We start from the raw sequence: 21,354 nt of genomic DNA, 5'->3' as shown, positions 1-21,354 counted from the left end.
CCGTTCTATGGAACGTTCCACGATGGCCACCGGGCGGCGCTTGCTCACGACGCTGCCAAAAACGATCGCGCGAATATGAGTGCGGTTCATACTCACGACACACTGTGCGATACAGACTCCGAGACGGTTGACGAGCCGTCCGGAGGTGAACGCACATGGTGGTCGGACTGTGGTGGCTGGTGGGTGCCTGCATGGCGGGCAACGCGCTGCGGCTGCGGCGGCGGCTGAACGCGCTCGACCGGCTGGACACGGACGGCGTGCCCGGATCGGGGCGCTACACGCTGGTCACCGCGCCCGGCGTGACCGTGTCCGACGACGTCCGCCGCGCCGCCGAGCGGTACGCCGACGAACGCGGCCTGGACCTGCTGGACCTGGTCCCCGCCGCGCTCCCCGTGGACGACGCGCTCGACCTGCTGCGCCACCTCGCCCCCGCCGCCTACCGCGCCGACCGCCTCGGCATGGGCCGGGGCGCCTGCCACGCGCTGCTCGCCGACACCGAGGCGCTGAAGCGCGCCCGGACCGCCCCACGCCAGGCCGGGACCGCGCTGCCGGAGTGGGCGGAGACCGTCCCGGTCACGCTCGACCCCGACGAGCTGGCCGAGCTGACGGCGCGGGCGCGGCTGTTCACGTCCGGGGCCGCCGACCTCGTCGTCGTCGACGTCGGCGCGGCCGGACGCGGCGGCGTGCGGTTCCGGCGCGCGCGGATGCGGGCGATGGCGCTCGTCATCCCCCAGACGCTCGCGCTGCCGCAGACCCTGCTCGCCGCCACGGCCGGATACGGGCTCGTCCTCGCCGCCGTCGCGGTCAGCCCCGCGCACGGCGCGGGCCTGGCGGTGCTGTACTGCCTGCTCCCCTACGTCGTGTTCGGACGCACCGCGCTGCGCCCCCGCGACCTGCGCCGCGTCGCCCTGACCCGCCTCGCGCACACCCCCCGCTCGATCTGGCGGACGCTCCGCGCCGAGCGCACGCCGTGGGAACGGCGCCTCGTCGCGCGGCGCGAACGGGCCCGCGCCTGGTACCGCGACCAGATCAGCCGGGGCGTCGGCCGGTTCGTCGGCGAACGGCGCGCCGACTGCCCGTGGTGCCACGGGACGCGGCTGAAACGGCACGTCCGGCCGCGCGACATCCTCCAGGGCAAGCCCGGACGGTTCGTCCTGGAACGCTGCGGCTCGTGCGGGCACATCTTCCAGAACCCGCCGGTCACCGACGAGGGCCTGGCCTTCTACTACCGCGACATCTACGACGGCCTCGGCGACGTCCTCGCCGAACGGATCTTCAGCTCCAACACCCCCTGGTACCTGGCCCGCGCCGCGATGGTCGCCCGGCACACCGACCCGGCCGCCTGGCTCGACGTCGGCACCGGCAAGGCGCACTTCTGCCGGGCCGCCCGCACCGTCCTGCCGCACACCCGGTTCGACGGGCTGGACATGAGCGCCGCCGTCGACGAGGCCGTCGCGCGCGGCTGGGTCGACGCGGGCTACCGCGGCCAGTTCCCCGACCTCGCCCACCGCCTCGCCGGCCGCTACGACGTCGTCTCCATGCACCACTACCTGGAGCACACCCGCGACCCGCTCGCCGAACTCGACACCGTCGCCAAGATCCTGCCGCCCGGCGGCCACCTGCTCATCGAGATGCCCGACCCCGAGTCGCGGTTCGGCCGCATCCTGCGCGGCTGGTGGGTGCCGTGGCTGGCGCCGCAGCACCTGCACATGATCCCGCTCGGCAACCTGCGGGACGAGCTGGAGGCGCGCGGGCTGGAGGTGCGCGCCGTCGAGCGCCGCGAGGCCGACCAGGGCCCCGACTTCGTCGCGTCGGCCGCCGCCGTCGTCAACCGCCTCGGCCTCGACGTCGACCGCCCCTGGTGGCCCCGCCCGCCCGGCCGCCGCGAGTACGCGGGCGTCGTCGGCACGCTGCTGCTCGCCGGGCCGCTCATGGGCCTGGCCATCGCCGCCGACGTCGTGACCCGCCCCCTGGCCAGGACCAACAGCAACGCCTACCGGATCGTCGCCCGAAAGCAGGCAGGATGAAGAGACTCGTCACGGCGCTGGTGGCCACGCTGGCCCTGCTGGCGCTCGCCGTTCCCGTGCGCGCCGCCGACATCACCGAACGGCGCATCGACGCGCGCACCCTCGACCTGGAGTGGTACTCCCCGGCGGTCGGGCAGCGCGTGCAGGCGCGGCTGCTGCTGCCGCGAGGCTGGAGCCGCACCGCCAAGCGGACCTGGCCGGTCCTCTACGCCTACCAGGGCGGACGGGACGACTACACGTCCTGGACCCGCGAGACCGACATCGCCCGGCTCGCCGCGACGCGGGACGTCCTCGTCGTCATGCCGTCCGGCGGCGAGAACGGCAGCTACACCAACTGGTGGAACGACGGCGCGGGCGGCATCCCGCGCTGGGAGGACCACCACGTCCGCGAGCTGCCCGCGCTGATGAAGCGGTACCGCGCGGGCGACCGGCGCGCGGTGCTCGGCGTCTCGTCCGGCGGGCAGGGCGCCATGGCGTACGCGGCGCGGCACCCCGGCATGTTCCGCTACGCCGCGTCGTTCAGCGGCTCGACGCACCTGACGATGCACGGGATGCAGATCTTCCTGACGGCCGTGAACCTGCTCGGGTCGGGCGCCGACGCCTTCCGCATCTTCGGCGTCCCGGGCCGCGACGACGCCAACTGGCGCGCGCACGACCCGCACGTCCTCGCCGAACGGCTGCGCGGCACCGGCCTGTACGTCTCCAGCGGCACCACCGGCATGAACGGCCCGTTCACGCCGCCGGGCGCGCAGTGGCGGCTCACCCAGCTCAGCGAGATCCTCATCGGCCAGATGAACCACTCGTTCGTCAACCGGCTCCGCGAACTGCGCATCCCCGTCACCGCGCACATCTACGGCGACGGCTGGCACGCCTGGCCCGAGTGGACGCAGGAGCTGCACACGGCCTGGCCCCTGATCATGACCGCCCTCGGCGCCGGAAGGACGACCCCGTGACCCCGCTGACCGCCCGGCTCACCGAGTGGGCCCGCCGCTACCCCGACGAGCGCGCCTACACGTTCGTGGACCACGCCGCCGATCCCGCCGGGGTCGAACACCACCTCACCTGGGGCGACCTCGACCGCCGCGCCCGCGCGCTCGCCGCCCGGCTGCGCCGCACCGCCGTCCCGGGCGACCGGGCGGCGCTGCTGATGCCGCAGTCGCTGGACTACCTCGTCGCGTTCTTCGGCTGCCTGTACGCGCGGATCATCGCGGTGCCGCTGTTCGGCCCGGACCTGCCCGGGCACGGCGACCGGCTGCTGTCGGTCTACCGGGACGCGGCGCCGACGACCGTCCTCACGACGGCGGCCTCCCGCGACGCCGTCGCGTCCTTCCTCACCGACGGCACCCTCGACCAGCCCAAGGAGGTCGTCACCGTCGACGACCCGGCGCTCACCGGCCCCTGGGACGACGAGCCGGTCGGCCCGGGCGACGTCGCCTACCTCCAGTACACGTCCGGATCGACGCGCACCCCGGCCGGCGTCGTCATCACGCACGGGAACCTGACCGTCAACGCCGAACAGCTCCACGCCGCCGGACGCGGGACGCCGCGCACGTCCAGCGGCGTGAGCTGGCTGCCGCTCTTCCACGACATGGGGCTGGTGTTCACGGCGGCGCTGCCGCTCGTCCACGCCAACCCGTGCGTGTTCATGGACCCGGTGGCGTTCATCATGCGGCCGGTGCGGTGGCTGGAACTGCTCGGCCGGGAACGCGACGTGTACACGGCGGGTCCGAACTTCGCGTACGAGTACCTGACGAGCACCGTCACCGACGAGGAGAAGGCCGGGCTCGACCTGAGCGGCGTCCGGATGCTGCTCAACGGCGCCGAGCCGATCCGGCCGTCCACGCTCACCGGGTTCCGCGAGGCGTTCGCCGGGTGCGGGCTGCGCGCCGAGGCGCAGTCGCCCGCGTACGGGCTCGCGGAGGCGACCGTCTACGTGCTGGCCTGCTCGCCCGACCGGACGCCGGTCACCGCGTCGTTCGACCGGGACGCCCTCGCGGCGGGCGTCGCGCGGCCCGGCACGGGGAGCGCGCTGGTCTCGTGCGGCGTCCCGTTCGGGCAGCACGTCGCGATCGTGGACGACGGCCGCATCCTGCCGGACGGGCACGTCGGCGAGCTGTGGGTGCACGGCGCCAACGTCGCCGCCGGATACTGGGGCCGCGCGCGGGCCACCCAGGAGACGTTCGGCGCCGCCCTCACCGACCCGCCGCCGGGCCTGCCCGCAGGGCCGTGGCTGCGCACCGGCGACCTCGGCTTCCGCCACGACGGCGAGTACTACGTGACGGGCCGCAGCAAGGACCTCCTCATCGTCGACGGCCGCAACCACTACCCGCAGGACGTCGAGCACACCGCCGCCACCGCGCACCCGGGCGTCCGCGCGGGCTACGTCGCCGCGTTCGCCGGGACGGACGGGGACGCGCCCGTCGTCGTCGCCGAACGCAACCGCCGCGTGCCGGTCCGCCTGCTGGACCGGGCGGAGGTCGCGGCGGCCGTCCGCGCCGCAGTCCAGCGCGACCACGGCCTCGCGGTGCGCGACTTCCTGCTCATCGAGCCCGGCGCGCTGCCCCGCACGAGCAGCGGCAAGCTCAGCCGCACCGCCTGCCGCGACGCCTACCGCGCCGGGCGCCTGCACGAGCGGACCCGGCCGGCATGACGCTGGAGGTCCTCGCCGACGACGAGGAGTCGCCGCGCCTCCGGCACCTCCGGGTGCGCACGCCGTCGGTGCCCGGGCGGGTGCTGAGCGTCCGCGTCCTGCTGCCGGAGGGCTGGTCGCGCGACGTCCCCCGGCCGCTGCTGACCCTGCACCACGGCGGTCTGGACGACGGCTCGTCGTGGCTGCAATACGCGGGCGTCGAGGATCTGAGCCGCAACGACGACATCCTCATCGTCATGCCCGACGGGGGCCGCGCGGGCGGTTACGCCGACTGGCGCCGGGGGCCGCAGTGGATGACGTTCCACGTCCACGAGGTCTTCGCGCTGATGCGCGACCGGTACGGCGCGTCCCCGGTCCGCGCGGTGGCGGGCGTCTCCGGCGGCGGCTACGGCGCGCTGCTCGGCGCCGCGCAGAACCCCGGCACGTTCCGCTTCGCGGCCGCCCTGAGCGCCCCCTGCACGATCCGCACCCCGCTGACGGCCCTCACGCTGCTGGCCGCCACCGCGATCGCGGGCCGCACCAACCCCCTGCACATGTGGGGTTGGCCCGTCCTGCACGACCGGTTCTGGCGCCGCGCCGACCCGACGCACCTGGCCTCGTCCCTGAAGGGCACGGCCCTCTACCTCTCGGCGTCCCGCACGGGACGACGAGGTCCCCTGGACCCGCCGGACGCTCCGTGGAGCGCGGCGAACCTCGCCGAACCCCTCATCCACTCCACGCTGGCCCCGTTCCTGCGCCGCCTCCGCCACCACGACATCCCGGCGACGATCCACCTCTACGACCACGGCACCCACACCTGGCCGTACTGGCACCACGAACTGCACCGCGCCTGGCCCCTGCTCACCACGGCCCTCTCGCACCCCTGATCAGGGGCGGGGGACGTTGCGGAGGTTGCTCTTGGCCAGGTCGACCATGCGGCCCACGCCGCCGGTGAGGACGGTCTTCCCGGCGGCCAGCGCGAAGCCCTTCACCTGGTCGGCGGTGATGGCGGGCGGGATGGAGAGGGCGTTGGGGTCGGTGACGACGTCCAGCAGGTAGGGGCCGTCGTGGGCGAGCGCCGTCTCCAGGGCCTCGCGGACCTTCCTGGGGTCGGTGACGCGGGCCGACGCGATTCCCGCGCCCTGCGCGATGGCGGCGAAGTCGGTGGGGGCGTGGTCGGTCTCGTAGTCGGGCATCCCGTCGACCAGCATCTCCAGCTTGACCATGCCGAGGGACGCGTTGTTGAAGACGATCGTCTTGACGGGAAGGTCGTGCAGGCGGACGGTGAGGAGTTCGCCCATGAGCATGCCGAGGCCGCCGTCGCCCGACATCGAGACGACCTGGCGGCCCGGCGCGCCGAACTGGGCGCCGATCGCGTGCGGCAGGGCGTTGGCCATCGAGCCGTGCCGGAACGAGCCCGTCACGCGGCGGCGGCCGTTCGGGGTGAGGTAGCGGGCGGCCCAAACGTTGCACATGCCGGTGTCGACGGTGAAGATCGCGTCGTCGGCGGCCAGCTCGTCCAGCAGCGCCGCCACGTACTCGGGGTGGATCGGCGTGTGCTTCTCGATGTTGCTCGTGTAGGCGTCCACGACCTTCGACAGCGCCCGGTGATGCTCTTTCAGCATCTTCTCCAGGAACGCGCCGGAGGACTTCTGCTCCAGTTTCGGCAGGACGGCGCGCAGCGTCGCCCCCACGTCGCCGTGGACGGCGAGGTCGAGCGGGGTGCGGCGGCCCAGCCGGGACGCGTCGTGGTCGATCTGGATCGTGTTGCGGCCCGGGAGGAACGGGTCGTACGGGAAGTCGGTGCCGAGCAGCAGGACGAGGTCGGCCTCGTGCAGCGCGTCGTGGCAGGCGCCGTAGCCGAGCAGCCCGCTCATGCCGACGTCGAACGGGTTGTCGTACTGGATCCACTCCTTGCCGCGCAGCGAGTGCCCGACCGGCGACAGCACCCGGTGCGCCAGCTCCATCACCTCGGCGTGCGCGTCGCGGACGCCGACGCCGCAGAACAGCGTCACCTTCTCCGCCGCGTTGACCGCCCGCGCCAGCTCGTCCACCTGGTCGGCGGGCGGATGGACGGTCCCGCGCCGGACGAGCGTGTCGTGCGGACGCAGCGTGCCCGGAACCTCCTCCTTCGCGGTGTCGCCCGCGAGGACGAGCACCGACACGTCCTGGAGCCCGATCGCGTGCTGGATCGCGGTCCGCAGCACGCGCGGCATCTGCGCCGGGTTCTGGATCTCGGCCAGGTATCCGCTGCACTCGGTGAAGATGCGTTCGGGGTGCGTCTCCTGGAAGTACCCGGTGCCGAGCTGCGCGCTCGGGATCTGCGACGCCAGCGCCAGCACGGGCACCCGGGACCGGTGCGCGTCGAACAGCCCCTGGATCAGGTGCGTGTTGCCGGGTCCGCAGCTCCCGGCGCAGACGGCGAGCCGCCCGGTGGTCTCGGCCTCGGCGGCGGCCGCGAACGCGCCCGCCTCCTCGTTGCGGACGTAGACCCACTCGATGCCGTCGGTGCGGCGGACCGCGTCGACCACGGGGTTGAGGCTGTCGCCGACGACCCCGTAGATGCGCTGCACGCCCTCGTCCCGCAGGACCCGCACGAACTGTTCCGCGATCGTCGCCATGTCCCGGGAGATGCCCGGCGATCATCCGTCTAACCTCGCACGCGGGCGGGTAGGCGCAGCTCATGGGTGATGTGCGGATGCGCCGCGTGTACGACGAGCCGCAGGACGCCGACGGCGCCCGCGTCCTGGTGGACCGGCTCTGGCCGCGCGGCCTGTCCAAGGCGCACGCCGACCTGACGGCGTGGGCGAAGGACGTGGCGCCGTCCACGGACCTGCGCCACTGGTACGGCCACGATCCGGCCAGGAAGGACGAGTTCCGGCGCCGCTACCGCGCCGAACTCGACGCCCCCGAGCGCCGCGAGGCGCTGGACGGCCTGCGGGAGAAGGCCCGGCGGGGTCCGCTCACGCTGCTCACCGCGACCAAGGCGATCGAGGAGAGCCATCTCCCGCTGCTCGCCGAACTGCTGGACGGCTGAGCGATCCTTCGACTGACCTGCGTTTATCACTCTGCGTGCGGGAAAAACCGATAGTTGTCGGACAACTCCGTTACGTGGAAGCGACCTCGGGGGGTACCCGCGCTTCGGAGGCCACCGGTCCGCGGCACAGGGGGGTTTTTCGCGTGCAGACCAAGAGCACTGTCCAGGAACTGATGAACACCACCGTCACCGGCAGGGACGGCTCGAAGATCGGCGACGTCAGGCAGGTCTACCTGAACGACGAGACCGGCGAACCGGAGTGGGTGACCGTCAACACCGGCTGGTTCGGCAGCCGGGAGAGCTTCATCCCGATCTCGGCCGCGAGCCGCGAGGGCGACGAGCTGCACGTCCCGTACGACAAGCAGCTCATCAAGGACGCCCCGCACGTCGACGCCGACGAGCACCTCGACCGCGAGGCCGTCAACGACCTGTACCGCCACTACGGCATGCGGGCGCCGAACCGCGGCATTCCGGGGCAGGCCGGGCCGTCCGGCGAGGGCCGGACGCAGGGCGACCGGCGCCGCAACGAGCGCTCCGCCGCAGGCACCGACGCGGCGCAGCGCGACCAGATGGACCCGTCGCAGGAGGCCCTGATGGGCACGCCGGGCACGACCGCCGATTCGGACACGAGCCGGGCGCGCACCGGCAAGGCGGACCCGAACCGGACGAACCGCGCCGCCGACGACCACGCCCACCACCCGATCGAGATGATCCGGTCGGAGGAGCGCATGTCGGTCGCGACCGAGCGCACCGAGGCGGGGCGCGTCCGGATTCGCAAGACCGTGGACGTCGAGCAGGTCCGCGAGTCGGTGCACGTCTCCCATGAGGAGATCACCGTCGAGCGGATGCCGATCAACGACGCCGCGCCGGGCGAGATCGACCTCTCCGCCGACGAGCAGGAGATCATCCTGCACTCGGAGAAGATCGTCATCAACAAGGAGACGGTGCCGGTCGAGCGCGTCGTCGTCCGCACCGAGACCGTGACCGAGGAACAGGTCGTCCAGGACGAGCTGCGCAAGGAGCACGTCGAGGTGCTGGGGGCCGACGACGCCGACCGGGAGCGGGACCACCGGCGCAAGTGACGCGGCGGGGTGCGGCGGGCCGGTGCGGCCCGCCGCACTCGCGCGTCAGTAGCCGTAACCGCCGCCGTTCCCGCCCCCGGCGGCCCGCGCCTTCTTCCCCTCCGGCGTGCTCACCCACCACACGTTCTGCACGCCCTGCCCCTTGGTGTCGCCGGGCCGGGCGTCCTTGGCGAAGTAGTACATCGGCCAGCCGTTGATCGTGAGCTGGCACCGGCCGTCGTCCCTGCGCTCGATGTAGCCGACCGCCTTGCGGTCCACGCCCTTGAGCCTCAGCTTCTTCCACCCGTTGAAGATCACCGGCGGCCACGCCCTCTTGCACGCGCCGAAGCACGTCGTGCGCGGCGGGCGCGCGCTGTCGTCGTCGAACCGGTACATCACGCGGCCCTTGCCGTCGGTGAGGATCAGCCCGAGTTCCGCGTCCTTGCGGGCGGTCAGCACCGTCCAGCCCTTCCAGCGATCGTCCGGCGCGGCGCGCGGCGGCGGGGTGGACGGCGCGGCCGTCGCGACGCCCGCCTTGGCACCGGTCGGCGCCGCCGCGAACCAGGTGCCGCCGACGCCGTGGCCCCGCGCGTCCCCGGCGTTGAGGTCCTTGGTGTACCGGTAGAGGGGCCAGCCGCCGAGCGTGACCTGCCAGCGGCCGTCCGGGCGCCGGACCTTGCCGACCAGGTCGGCCCGCACGCCGTTGACCGACGGGTCCTCCTCGCCCGCCCAGACCGGCGGCCAGGTCGTCGCGCACGCGTCCTCGCAGGTCGACGCGGGCGGCCGGGCCGTGTCGTTGTCGAACCGGTAGAGGGTGCGGCCCTGCCCGTCGGTGACGACGCGGCCGATCCGGGCGATGTTCGCGGTCTCCAGCCGCGCCGGCTCGGGTGGCGCGGACGGGTCCGCCGAGGGGTCGGGCTCGGCCGAGGCGTCGGCCGGGGCCTGCCGCGTCCCGGCGGCCGTGCCGGTCTGCGGCCCGGCGTTCTGCCCGCAGGCCGTCAGCAGCACGGCGGACGCGGTCACGGCCGCGGCGGGAAGCGCCCAGCGGGGGAAGTCCATGTGCTCCTCCATCTTCGGAACCGGGGTCGGGGAGCAGTACGGGGACCGCCCCGGGCCGGTTCACTGTGACCACGGTCACATCGACGGGGCAGAACCGTGCGGCGCCGTGTCCGTCCAATCCCTTGTGAGCCAGTACGACCGGTCCAAGCCGCAGCCGCCGCCGTCCCTGTTCGTCCGCGTCCTCGCGGTGATCTTCGTGCTGCCGTTCCGGCTCGCGTGGGACCTGCTGTGCTGGCTGGGACGCGGCGTCCGGTGGCTACTGCGGCCGGTCGGGCGCGCGCTGGCGTGGCTGTGGACGCACGTCGTCTGGGCGCTGCTGCTCCGCCCGCTGCTGATCGCGCTGGCGTTCCTGGCGCGGTGGCTGCTCGCGTGGCCCGCGCACCTGCTGTGGACGTACCTGCTGTGGCCGATCCTCAAGGGGCTGGGGTACGTCCTGTACGGCCTGTTCGTCGTCCCCGCGCAGATCATCTGGCGCTACCTGCTCGCGCCGATCTGGACGTACCTGTTCCTGCCGGTGTTCCGCGCGATCGGCTGGGCGTGGCGGACGACCGGGCGGGCGCTGGCCTGGCTCGGGCGCGTGTTCGTCGTCGCCCCCTGCGCCCTGGTCCTGCACTACCTGCTCGCCCCGGTCGGCCGCGCGATCCGCGCCGTGTGGCGGGCGACGGTCGTCCCCGCCGCGCGCTGGGCCGACGTCCACTTCGTGCGTCCCCTCCGCCAGGCGATGCGCGAGCTTCGGCGCGGTCTCGGCCTCGGTGGCGGGGGCACGCGGCGCCCCTGAGATAATCGGGGATCGTGTATCGACACGTGTTCGACCTGGTCATCACCAAGGTCCCCGCCGAGACCGCCCACCACTGGACGATGCGCGGCCTGCGCGCGCTCCAGTCCGTGCCCGGCGGCACCGCCGCGCTGCGCCGCGTCCTCGCCCCCCGCGACCCCGCGCTGCGCGTCCGCGCGCTCGGCCTGGAGTTCCCCGGCCCGCTCGGCCTGGCCGCCGGCTTCGACAAGGACGCCGTCGCCTACGACGCCCTCGGCGCGTTCGGCTTCGGCCACGTCGAGATCGGCACGCTGACCGGGCAGGCCCAGCCGGGCAACCCGGCGCCGCGCCTGTTCCGGCTCCCCGCCGACCGGGCCGTCATCAACCGGATGGGCTTCAACAACCGGGGTTCGGCCGACGCGGCGGCCCGGCTCGCGCGCCGCCGTCCGGGCACCATCGTCGGCGTCAACATCGGCAAGACCAAGACCGTCCCCGAGGACGAGGCCGTCGCCGACTACACGGCCAGCGCCCGCCGTCTCGCCCCGCACGCCGACTACCTCGCGGTGAACGTCAGCTCCCCCAACACCCCGGGCCTGCGCGACCTCCAGGCGGTCGAGCACCTGCGCCCGCTGCTGACGGCCGTCCGCGCGGCGGCCGACGACGTCACCGACCGGCACGTCCCGCTCCTGGTCAAGATCGCCCCCGACCTGGCGGACGCCGACATCGACGCGGTCGCCGACCTGGCCCTCGAACTCGGCCTCGACGGCATCATCGCGACCAACACCACGATCTCCCGCGAGGGCCTGCACTCCCCCGCGCACCTGACGCAGGAGACCGGCGGCCTCTCCGGCGCCCCCCTCCGCGACCGCTCCCTGGACGTCCTGCGCCGCCTCCGCGCCCGCACCGACGGCCGCGTCACCCTCATCTCCGTCGGCGGCATCGCCACCGCCGACGACGCCTGGGACCGCATCCGCGCCGGCGCCACCCTCGTCCAGGGCTACACCGCCATGATCTACAACGGCCCCCTCTGGGCCCACCGCACCCACCGCACCCTCTCCCGCCGCCTACGAGAAAGCACTTTCGTGTCATTGACTGACGCTTCCCGCTGACGTTACGCAGCGAAGTAATCACCATTTCCGGAACCGCTTTATCCTGACACCAAAAATTGGCGCGCATCAGCCGACTTTCGCGCGGCAGCACACTATTCCACCGCTACGCGGCTCGCTAGATTGATCACGTTCGGCCTCTTTCCCCCGCTCTTCCGACCGGGAGACCACGTGCTCAAAACCCGCCATCCCGGCGGCACCCGCCGCCGCGCCGCCGCCGTCACCGCAGTGGTGGCCGTCGCCTCCCTGCTGTGCGGCGTCACCGGACCCGCCGCCGCGGCCGGCCCCGCCCCGTCCGAGCCCAGGCCGGGCACCGGCGGGACGATCGACCCGGCCCGTTTCTCCACGACGAGCTTCTCGGTCAAATTCCGTGCCGACCGGGAGGTCCGCCTCCGCGGCGGACGGCTCGTCTCCCGCGACGCCGCGACGACCACCGCGCTCCGAGCGATCTTCGCCGACCCCCGCGTGCGGATCGAACGCCTCACCCGGAGGGCGGAGAAGGATGTCGCGGACGAGCGCCGCCGACTTGAGGCGAAGACCGGCGAACGACTGCCCGACCTCAACTCCTGGTTCATCGTCACGCTGGAGACCGGCGGCATCGGGCCGCTGCTGACCAGGCTCAACGCCCTCCCCGCCGTCGAGACGGCCCAGGCGCAGAGCCTGCCGACCGCGCCCGCCGAGCCGTTCCAGCCCGCCCAGACCTACCGCAACGCGCCCGGCGATCCGGCGGGCGGCGGCGTGAACGCCGACGCGATCGGCACGCTGCCGGGGGGACGGGGCGCGGGCGTCACGATCACCGACCTCGAAACCCCTCCCGGCAAGGACCTGCTCCGTACGCCCAACGCCTACGGCGCGGTCGCCGCCGGCGACGCGCACACGCTGGCGGTGTCGCTCACGGGCGAGGTGTGGTCGTGGGGCGCCGGGTCGAACGGTCAGCTCGGGCTCGGCACGACGACCGGCAGCGACCGGCCGATGCGCGTGCCCGGCCTGACGGACGTGCGGGCGGTCGCGGCGGCGGCCAACCACTCGTTCGCGCTCCGGACCAACGGCGAGGTGTGGGCCTGGGGCGCCAACAACTCCGGCCAGCTCGGCAACGGGACCACCACGCGCAGCACCTCCCCGGTGAAGATCACCGCGCTGAGCGGGGTCCAGAGCATCGCGACGGGATTCGGCCACGCCCTCGCGGTCCTGTCGGACGGTCAGGTGCGCGCCTGGGGGGCGAACGCCTCCGGGCAGCTCGGCAACGGCACGAACACCGGCAGCACGACGCCGGTCACCGTCGCCGGTCTGCCGCCGATCCGCACGACCCCCGGCGCCCTCGCCGCCGGGAACCTGCACTCGCTGGCGGTCGGGGCCGACGGCAAGGTCCGCTCCTGGGGCGCGAACACGTCCGGTCAGCTCGGCGACGGAAGCACCACCAGCAGAAACGCCCCGGTGACGCTCACGGGGATCGACGACGTCACCCAGCTCGCCGCGGGCTCACTGCACTCGCTCGCCCGCCGGGCGGACGGTTCCGTGCGCTCGTGGGGCGCCAACGGATCAGGCCAGCTCGGTACCGGCGACCTGACGACGCGGACCAGCCCGGTCCCCGTGACCCTTCCCCATCCCGTCGCCGGTGTCGCGGCGGGCAACTTCCACAGCGTCGCGACGAGCGCGGCCGATCCGAGTCTCGCGTGGGGTGCCGGCTCCGACGGCCAGCTCGGCGGTGACGGGGACGGAAGCTCGGCCACGACACCGAGGCAGATGGGCCCCGGCGTCTACAGCGCGGCCGCCGGTGGCCGGGGCCACACGGTGCTGGTCGGCCAGGAGAAGCTTGCCGCCACCGGCGGGAACGGAGACGGGCAGCTGGGCCTCGGCACCACCGTCGCCAAGAGCGACAAGGTGGTGCCGGTCAGCGCCGAACCGACCCAGCTGAACACCTGCCACGAGGAATTCAGCGGCCGCCCGGCACCCGCCGGTCCGCCGGTCGTGCTGCCCGGCTTCATCGGTTCCGCCTGCTATGCGGGGACCGAAGCGCAGCACGCGACGCAAGTGGCCGGAGTCATCGGCGCCGATCCGGGCAACGGGGTGGGAATCGCGGGAATCGCGCCCCAGGCCCGTCTGGAGGTCGGATCGGCCACGGAGAGGCGTCTCTGTGACACCATCGACCGGCTCGCGCCGGGCGACGTGATCCTGTACGAGGTCGCCATCGGCGGCTATCCGTGGGAAGTACAGAAACCCATCCGGGACCTGACGAAGGTGGCCACCGCCAAGGGCATCATCGTCGTCGAGGCCGCCGGGAACGGCGGCCGCGATCTGGACGATCTCACCCAGCCGTCCGCGCGGGCCATCATGGAGGGGGGCGACTCGGGAGCGATCATCGTGGGCGCCGGTGAACCGCCCTCTCCGGGCGGCACGAACTGTCTCGGCTCGAACCGTCCGCCCGCGCGAAGCCGTCTCGCCCTTGACGACTTCGGTTCCACCTTCGGCTCTCGCGTCAACGTCCAAGCCCACGGACACTGCATCGTGACCACCGGAGTGCCCACGCGGAACGGGCACACTCCGGGGCAGACGGATCCGAACAAGATGTACTCGAACTCCTTCGGCGGCACCTCCGGAGCCAGCGCGATCGTCGCCGGTGCCGTCGTGGTGCTCCAGGGTGTCGCCAAGGCCCGTGGCGTGACGCTCACCCCGGCGCAGATGCGGCAGTTGCTGGTGCAGACAGGCACCCCGCAGACTGGGAACACCGCGCAGAACATCGGCCCGCAGCCCGATCTCGGCGCGGCGGCGAACTATCTGGCGGCCGGTCTAGCGGCGGGCGGGTCGCACACGCTGGCCGTCAAGAACGACGGCACCGTCCGTGCCTGGGGGCTCAACGGCTCGGGCCAGCTCGGCAACGGCACGACCACCAACAGCACCACACCGGTCACCGTCACCGGATTGACCGGCGTCTCCCGTGCCCATGGTTCGGTCGCGGGCGGGGACTGGCACTCCCTGGCGGTCACCGGCGGGACCGTCCGTGCGTGGGGCGCGGGCGCCAACGGGCGCCTCGGCAACGGCGGCACCGCCGACAGCACCGCACCGGTGACCGTGTCCGGGCTGGACGACGTCAGCTCGGTCGCCGCCGGAGGCGGCTTCTCCCTCGCGTTGAAGAAGGACGGCACGGTCTGGAGCTGGGGCGCCGGTACGAACGGACAGCTCGGCGACGGCGGCGCCACCGACCGCACCACCCCGGTTCAGGTCACCGGCCTGACCGGCATCCGCGCCATCGCGGCGGGCGCGACCCACGCGCTCGCGGTCCGGGCGGACGGGACGGTCTGGGCCTGGGGCAACAACAACGCCGGCAAGCTCGGCGACGGCACCTCGACGAACCGCACCACCCCCGTCCAGGTCTCCGGGCTGACCGGCGTCTCCACGCTGCCCGGATCGGTCGCGGCGGGCTTCGGTCACTCTTTGGCCGTCCGCACGGACGGGACCGTCCGTGCCTGGGGGCTCAACAGCGCCGGACAGCTCGGCGACGGAACCACCACCAACCGCACCACACCGGTCACCGTCACCGGGCTGACCTCAGTGCTGACGATCTCGGCGGGCAACTGGCACAACGTCGCCACCCGCTGGACCGGCACCGGATCGGCATGGGGCCTCAACACCAGCGGCCAGCTCGGTGACGGCACCACCACCAACCGCAGTACGCCCGTCGCCATCGGCGGGCTCGCCACGCCGTCGGGGCTGCTCGCCGGTGGGCAGCACACCGCGGGCGTCCGCACCACCGGGCATCTGTTCACCTGGGGTGCCAACACCAACGGGCAGCTCGGCAACGGGAACACCACCAACCGCAGCACACCGGGACAGCTCACCGGCTTCCCGTAAGGAACCGGCGCCGCCGTCCGGGCTTCCGGGCGGCGGTGCCCCTCCCGGTCAGTCCGGGGGGACGACGGTGAAGAAGCCGTCCGCGACGAGTTCGGGCAGGACGGCGGCGGCGTGGGCCTCGGTCTGGGACGGGTCGAGGCCGAGGAGCCGCGCGATGGCGTCGAGGAGGCGGGGCAGCGGGAGGGTGCCGTCGCAGACGCCCGCGAGGGCGGCCTCGATGGTGTCGACGCCCGCCGCGCGGCGCAGGCGGGTCGTCTGGCGGAGCAGGATGCGCTCGGGGTCGGCGGCGCCGGGCGGGCCGAGCTGCTCCTGCACGACGCCGTCGGCGGTGCGGAGATTTCCCCAGCCTGTGGAAAACTCCCGGGCGGCGCGGAGGCCGTCCAGGACGTCGTCCGCATAGGCGCCGACCGGCTGGTCGACGGCGTGCCGCAGTTCCTCGACGCGCACCGCCGGGACGGCGTCCGTGCGGCGCAGCGTGATCCAGCCGAAGCCGACGCCGGTGACGTTCCCGCGCTCGAACGAGTCGAGCCACGCGTCGTACCGGCGGCGATACTCGGGCGTGCCCGCCTCGGCCGAGTCGCGCAGCCACAGCTCGGCGTACTCGGCCGGGTCCTGGACGTCGCGCTGCACGATCCACGCGTCGCAGCCCGACTCCTCCGCCCACGCCCCGACGCGTTCCTCCCACGGCGTTCCGGCGACGTGCAGCCAGTTCGCGAGCAGGTGGCAGTGCCCGCCGGGGTTGAGGTGGTCGCGGGCGCCGAGGACGAGACGGCGGCAGAAGTCGTCGCCCGGCATGCCCGACTCGCGGTAGGTGTAGCGGGTTCCGCCCTCGGGCGCGACGACGAACGGCGGGTTGGACACGATGAGGTCGAACCGCCGGTCCGCGACGGGTTCCAGCAGCGACCCGGCGAGCAGTTCGACGCCGTCCAGGCCCGACAGCGCGAAGCTCATCGACGCCAGCGCGAGCGCGCGCGGGTTGACGTCCGTGGCGGTGATCGCGGCGGGCCGGGGCCGCACCCACGGCTCGGCGGCGTGCAGCGCCTGCACGCCGCAGCCCGTCCCGAGGTCGAGGACGCTGTCCACAGGGCTGTGGACGACGAGCCGCGCCAGGCTCGCCGACGCGCCGCCCGCGCCGACGACGTGGTCGGGCCGCACCGTCCCGCCCGACCCGGGCCGGACCTTGAGGTCGGAGACGGCCCAGCCCGCGTGCCCGAGCCCCGTCACCGACTCCAGCGGTTCGACGTGCAGCAGCGGGCGCAGCGCGTCGCCGTCGCGTTCGGCGAGCCCGGCGGCGACGAGGTCATCGGCGGCGGGCACGTCCGCCGGAACCGGCACCTGGAGCCAGAACAGCCGGACGAACGCCGCGAGCGCGCCGCCGTCCCCGGTCGCCCGGCAGGCGGGGACGATCTCGTCCCGCGCGAGCGCGCCGCCCGCGACCGGCCCGAGCAGCGCCCGCACCCCCTCGACGGTGTATCCGGCCTCTTCGAAGGCCGCACGGACGGAGAGAAGCGCACGATGTTCAGACATCCGCCCATCCTCCCGTCCCGCCCGCGCACCCGTACCGATCTTACGCACCGTAGTTACCTATTGACTCCATCGGAATACTGGGGAAAGGTGGGCAGCCCCGAACCCGAAGGAGCGTCCCCGTGAGCGTCACCGACGAACTGCTCGCCGCCAACGAGCGCTACGCCGCCTCGTTCGACCAAGGCGACCTGCCGCTGCCGCCCGCCCGCCAGGTCGCCGTCGTCGCCTGCATGGACGCGCGGCTCAGCCCCTACGACGCGCTCGGGCTCACCGAGGGCGACGCGCACGTCATCCGCAACGCGGGCGGCGTCGTCTCCGCCGACGTCCGCCGCAGCCTGGCGATCAGCCAGCGCCTGCTGGGCACCCGCGAGGTCGTCCTGATCCACCACACCGACTGCGGCATGCTCACCTTCACCGACGACGCCTTCAAGGACTCCATCCAGGCCGAGACCGGCATCCGCCCCGACTGGGCCGCCGAGGCGTTCCCCGACCTGGACGCCGACGTCCGCCAGTCCATCGCCCGCATCAAGGCCGACCCGTTCGTCCCGCACACCGACCGCGTCCGCGGCTTCGTCTACGAGGTCGAGACCGGACGGCTCCGCGAGGTCAAGGGCTGACCCGTCGTCCGTCCGCGCGCTCACGGACGGTTACCGTGAGTCGCATGGAAACGGGAGCGGACGATCCGTACGTCCGGGTGCGCGGCGCCCGCGAGCACAACCTGCGCGACGTGTCGCTGGCCGTCCCCCGCGACGCGCTCGTGGCGTTCACGGGCGTGTCCGGCTCGGGCAAGTCGTCGCTGGCGTTCGGCACGCTGTACGCCGAGGCGCAGCGCCGCTACCTGGAGTCCGTCGCGCCCTACGCGCGCCGCCTGCTGCACCAGGCGGGCACGCCGCAGGTGGACGAGATCACCGGGCTGCCGCCCGCCGTCGCGCTGGAGCAGCGCCGCTCGGTGCCGTCGTCGCGGTCGTCGGTCGGCACGGTGACGACGCTGTCGAACTCGCTGCGCCTGCTGCTGTCGCGCGCCGGGACGTATCCCCCCGGAGCCGCCCACCTCGACTCCGACGCCTTCTCCCCCAACACCGTCGCCGGCGCCTGCCCCCGCTGCCACGGCCAGGGCGAGATCCACGAGGCGACCGAGGCGTCCATGGTGCCCGACCCGTCGCTGTCGATCCGGGACGGCGCCGTCGCGTCCTGGCCGGGCGCGTGGCACGGCAAGAACCTGCGCGACATCCTCGCCGCGCTCGGCTACGACATCGACCGGCCCTGGCGCGACCTCCCGCAGGACCAGCGCGACTGGATCCTGTTCACCGACGAGCAGCCCGTCGTCACCGTCCACCCCACCCGGGACGCCGACCGCGTCCACCGCGCCTACCAGGGCACCTACTCCAGCGCGCGGCGCCTGCTGCTGCGCGCCTACGCCGAGTCCAAGAGCGAGGCGCGCCGCACGAAGGCCGCCGCGTTCCTGCACAGCACCACCTGCCCGGTGTGCGACGGCCGCCGCCTCAACCCCGACGCGCTCCGTGTCACGTTCGCCGGACGCGACATCGCCGCGCTCGCCGCGCTCCCGCTCGCCGAACTCGCCGCCGTCCTCGCCCCGTTCACCGGCGACGAGGGCCCGGCGGGCGTCCTCACCCGCGACCTCGTCGGCCGCATCGAGATCCTGGCCGAACTCGGCCTCGGCTACCTGGCGATCGACCGGTCGAGCCCGTCGCTGTCGTCCGGCGAACTCCAGCGGCTGCGGCTCGCGACGCAGCTCGGGTCCGGGTTGTTCGGCGTCGTCTACGTGCTGGACGAGCCGTCCGCCGGGCTGCACCCCGCCGACGCCGAGGCGCTCGTCTCCGTCCTGGACCGGCTCAGGCGCGCCGGGAACAGCGTCTTCGTCGTGGAACACGAACTGGACGTGGTGCGCCGCGCCGACTGGCTCGTGGACGTCGGGCCGGGCGCGGGCGTGAACGGCGGGCACGTCCTGCACAGCGGGCCCGTGGACGGACTGCGCGACGTCCCCGAGTCGGTCACGCGGCCGTATCTGTTCGGTGAGGTCGAGCGGACGGCCCGCGAGCCCCGGACGCCGTCGGGGTGGCTCAGGCTCGACGGCATCACCCGCAACAACCTGCGCGATCTGGACGTCGAGATCCCGCTGGGCGTCTTCACCGCCGTCACCGGCGTGTCCGGCTCGGGCAAGACGACGCTGCTCGGCGCGCTCGGCGCGGCCCGCGTCGACCGGATCGTCCGCGTCGACCAGCGGCCGATCGGCCGCACGCCCCGCTCCAACCTCGCCACCTACACCGGGCTGTTCGACACCGTCCGCAAACTGTTCGCGGCCACCCCCGAGGCGAGGAAGCGCGGGTACGGGCCGGGGCGGTTCTCGTTCAACGTCGAGGGCGGGCGCTGCCCGCACTGCCAGGGCGAGGGCTACGTGTCGGTGGAGCTGCTGTTCCTGCCGTCCACGTACGCGCCCTGCCCGGTCTGCCACGGCGCCCGCTACAACCCCGAGACGCTCCAGATCCGCTACCGGGACGCCACCATCGCCGACGTCCTCGAACTCACCGTGGACGACGCCGCCGCGTTCCTCGCCGGCGTCCCGGCCGCCGCCCGCTCGCTGCGCACGCTGCGGGACGTCGGCGTCGGCTACCTGCGGCTCGGCCAGCCCGCGACCGAGCTGTCCGGCGGCGAGGCGCAGCGCATCAAGCTCGCCTCCGAACTCCAGCGCGCCCGCCAGGACGACACCCTCTACCTGCTCGACGAGCCCACCACGGGCCTGCACCCCGCCGACTCCGACCTGCTCATGGACCGGCTGCACGCCCTCGTGGACGCGGGCGCCACGGTCGTCGTCGTGGAGCACGACATGGACGTCGTCGCGGGCGCCGACCACGTCCTGGACCTGGGCCCCGGCGGCGGCGAGCGCGGCGGGCGCGTCGTCGCGCGGGGCACGCCCGCGCAGGTGGCGGCGGCGGACGCGGGCGTCACCGCGGCCTACCTCAAGGCGCGCCTGCGCTAGCCGCGCAGGTAGTTCCCGAGGCCCTTGGCCAGTGCTTCGGCGATGCGCTGGCGGCCCTGTGCGCTCGTCATCTTCGCCGCGTCGCCCGCGTTGCGCATGTTGCCGCACTCGACGAACACCTTCGGCACCGTGGACAGGTTCAGCCCGCCGAGGTCGGTGCGGCGGTCGATGCCGTCGTCGCCGATGTAGTTCGACGGGGTGAAGCCGCTGTCGCGCTCGAACGCGTCCCGGACGTCGCGGCCCAGCTCGTTCGACGCGCGGACGACCGAGGCGGGCATGCCGCGCACCGGGCCCGGCTCGATCACGTGGAAGCCGTGCGAGGACGCGGCGGCGCCGTCGGCGTGCACCGACAGGGCCGCGTCGGCCTTCGCCTTGTTGCCGATTCCGGCGCGCTGGTCGATGCAGGGGCCCCAGCCGTCGTTGTCCTCCCGGGTGAGCACGATCTTCGCGCCCTGGCCGCGCAGGATCTTCGCCAGCCGCTGCGTGACGTCCCAGGTGAACGCGGCCTCGGAGTAGCCGTCGTTCGTGGACGTGCCGGTGGTGTCGCACTCCTTCGAGCCGTTCCCGATCTGCACCTTGCGGGCGATCTTCGAGGCGTTCGCGCCGTTCTTGCCGTTGTGCCCGGGGTCGAGGGCGATCGTCTTGCCGTCCAGCGCCCGGCCGTCCGGCCGGGACGGCGCGGGCTGCGTCGAACCCGACGCCGACGTCGTCGCCGCCGTGGGCGCGGTGGAGGGCTCACCGCCGTCGTCGCCGCACGCCGCCGTGACCAGTCCCAGGCTGAGCGCCAGCCCCGCGGCGACCACGCCGCCTCGATCGAAGCGCACCCGACTCTCCCCGTGATGGTTTCGTTACCGACCTCACAGAGTGTGCCACGCCCCCGTTTTCGTCAAACGGGGGCGTGCCTCACCCGGCGGGGCGCGGGGCGGCGGCGGCCACCTCCTCGCCGGACCAGGACGCGACCGGGAAGCCGTTCAGCACGGCGGCCAGCTCCCGCGCCTCGTCGGCGTCGAGCCCCAGCACCACCCGGGGCCTGCCCCACGGATGGTCGATCGAGTGCGCCACATAGCTCGCCACCGACTCCGGCGACCGGCCCGCCAGGCCGCGTGCGCGCCGCCACTGCGACCACGCGCGCTCCAACTCGCTCGCCGCGCGCTGCGCGCGCGACACCAACTCGGGATCACGCATGATCCGTCCCCCCTGGATACGACCGTCCCGCCGGGACCATTAACCACCTCCCGGCGGGGCGCGCGCGACGTGATCACGTCAGGCTTGGCCGGTCCCTTACCGGTGCCCGCGAACCTTCGAGGATG

Annotated in this window: 16 protein-coding genes; 11 read left to right on the top strand and 5 right to left on the bottom strand. The window is 73.6% G+C overall.

From position 1 onward, the window contains the following. Window positions 1–155 precede the first annotated feature (155 nt). The 4 genes from C229_RS0108165 to C229_RS0108150 are packed head-to-tail and all read left to right on the top strand — an operon-like array spanning window position 156 to window position 5,543. Entirely contained in the window at window positions 156–2,027 is a 1,872-nt protein-coding gene (locus tag C229_RS0108165; RefSeq protein WP_018654583.1) for a class I SAM-dependent methyltransferase, read from the top strand. After that, window positions 2,024–2,980 carry an alpha/beta hydrolase gene (locus C229_RS0108160; RefSeq protein WP_018654582.1) on the top strand — a complete coding sequence of 319 codons (957 nt, stop codon included), beginning with the start codon at window positions 2,024–2,026 and terminating at the stop codon, window positions 2,978–2,980. The genes C229_RS0108165 and C229_RS0108160 overlap by 4 nt, the downstream gene beginning before the upstream one ends. Continuing rightward, the gene (locus C229_RS0108155; protein ID WP_018654581.1) at window positions 2,977–4,677 is read left to right on the top strand and encodes a fatty acyl-AMP ligase; all 1,701 of its coding nucleotides are present in this window, start codon (window positions 2,977–2,979) and stop codon (window positions 4,675–4,677) included. The genes C229_RS0108160 and C229_RS0108155 overlap by 4 nt, the downstream gene beginning before the upstream one ends. Continuing rightward, entirely contained in the window at window positions 4,674–5,543 is an 870-nt protein-coding gene (locus C229_RS0108150; protein ID WP_018654580.1) for an alpha/beta hydrolase, read from the top strand. Before C229_RS0108155 ends, C229_RS0108150 begins: the two co-directional genes overlap by 4 nt. On the opposite strand, the gene C229_RS0108145 is transcribed toward C229_RS0108150, so the two are convergent. After that, window positions 5,544–7,277, bottom strand: coding sequence for a pyruvate dehydrogenase (locus C229_RS0108145; RefSeq protein WP_018654579.1), 1,734 nt, complete (start codon window positions 7,275–7,277; stop codon window positions 5,544–5,546). A gap of 62 nt (window positions 7,278–7,339) precedes the next feature. Here C229_RS0108145 and C229_RS0108140 point away from each other — a divergent pair, with 62 nt between their 5' ends. Both C229_RS0108140 and C229_RS0108135 read left to right on the top strand, forming a co-directional pair. After that, a complete protein-coding gene (locus tag C229_RS0108140) occupies window positions 7,340–7,693 on the top strand; it encodes a DUF488 domain-containing protein (RefSeq protein ID WP_033423949.1) in 354 nt (117 codons plus the stop codon). 143 nt (window positions 7,694–7,836) lie between these two features. Next, the gene (locus C229_RS0108135; protein ID WP_026313563.1) at window positions 7,837–8,775 is read left to right on the top strand and encodes a PRC and DUF2382 domain-containing protein; all 939 of its coding nucleotides are present in this window, start codon (window positions 7,837–7,839) and stop codon (window positions 8,773–8,775) included. A gap of 45 nt (window positions 8,776–8,820) precedes the next feature. Here the strand turns inward: C229_RS0108135 and C229_RS29935 are convergent, their stop codons facing one another. After that, window positions 8,821–9,813 carry a hypothetical protein gene (locus C229_RS29935; protein ID WP_018654576.1) on the bottom strand — a complete coding sequence of 331 codons (993 nt, stop codon included), beginning with the start codon at window positions 9,811–9,813 and terminating at the stop codon, window positions 8,821–8,823. A gap of 106 nt (window positions 9,814–9,919) precedes the next feature. Here C229_RS29935 and C229_RS29930 point away from each other — a divergent pair, with 106 nt between their 5' ends. From C229_RS29930 to C229_RS32700, 3 genes are all read left to right on the top strand, one after another. Beyond that, window positions 9,920–10,591: a hypothetical protein gene (locus tag C229_RS29930; RefSeq protein WP_155884648.1), complete on the top strand. Its 672-nt coding sequence runs from the start codon at window positions 9,920–9,922 to the stop codon at window positions 10,589–10,591. An 11-nt stretch (window positions 10,592–10,602) separates the two neighbouring features. Then, window positions 10,603–11,676: a quinone-dependent dihydroorotate dehydrogenase gene (locus C229_RS0108120; RefSeq protein WP_205624458.1), complete on the top strand. Its 1,074-nt coding sequence runs from the start codon at window positions 10,603–10,605 to the stop codon at window positions 11,674–11,676. 168 nt (window positions 11,677–11,844) lie between these two features. Next, window positions 11,845–15,522: an RCC1 domain-containing protein gene (locus C229_RS32700; protein ID WP_018654574.1), complete on the top strand. Its 3,678-nt coding sequence runs from the start codon at window positions 11,845–11,847 to the stop codon at window positions 15,520–15,522. Window positions 15,523–15,570: 48 nt separating this feature from the next. Here C229_RS32700 and C229_RS0108110 read toward each other — a convergent pair whose 3' ends face one another. Further along, the gene (locus C229_RS0108110; protein ID WP_018654573.1) at window positions 15,571–17,049 is read right to left on the bottom strand and encodes a DUF7059 domain-containing protein; all 1,479 of its coding nucleotides are present in this window, start codon (window positions 17,047–17,049) and stop codon (window positions 15,571–15,573) included. A gap of 119 nt (window positions 17,050–17,168) precedes the next feature. On the opposite strand from C229_RS0108110, the gene C229_RS0108105 reads away from it, so the two are divergent. Together C229_RS0108105 and C229_RS0108100 are read left to right on the top strand one after the other, a co-directional pair. Further along, the gene (locus C229_RS0108105; RefSeq protein ID WP_018654572.1) at window positions 17,169–17,663 is read left to right on the top strand and encodes a beta-class carbonic anhydrase; all 495 of its coding nucleotides are present in this window, start codon (window positions 17,169–17,171) and stop codon (window positions 17,661–17,663) included. A 44-nt stretch (window positions 17,664–17,707) separates the two neighbouring features. Continuing rightward, window positions 17,708–20,044 (top strand): ATP-binding cassette domain-containing protein, encoded by a 2,337-nt coding sequence (locus tag C229_RS0108100; protein ID WP_018654571.1) that lies wholly within the window; start codon window positions 17,708–17,710, stop codon window positions 20,042–20,044. On the opposite strand, the gene C229_RS0108095 is transcribed toward C229_RS0108100, so the two are convergent. Both C229_RS0108095 and C229_RS29915 read right to left on the bottom strand, forming a co-directional pair. Next, entirely contained in the window at window positions 20,041–20,868 is an 828-nt protein-coding gene (locus C229_RS0108095) for an N-acetylmuramoyl-L-alanine amidase (RefSeq protein ID WP_155884647.1), read from the bottom strand. The two genes, C229_RS0108100 and C229_RS0108095, sit on opposite strands and share 4 nt — an antisense overlap. A 79-nt stretch (window positions 20,869–20,947) precedes the next feature. Next, window positions 20,948–21,229 carry a hypothetical protein gene (locus C229_RS29915; RefSeq protein ID WP_240487122.1) on the bottom strand — a complete coding sequence of 94 codons (282 nt, stop codon included), beginning with the start codon at window positions 21,227–21,229 and terminating at the stop codon, window positions 20,948–20,950. Between the last annotated feature and the right edge of the window lie 125 nt (window positions 21,230–21,354).

This window comes from Actinomadura flavalba DSM 45200 (assembly GCF_000374305.1).
Lineage (GTDB): Bacteria > Actinomycetota > Actinomycetes > Streptosporangiales > Streptosporangiaceae > Spirillospora > Spirillospora flavalba.
Note: the sequence above shows the minus strand (reverse complement) of the source record. Positions and strands in the feature narration are given on the sequence as shown.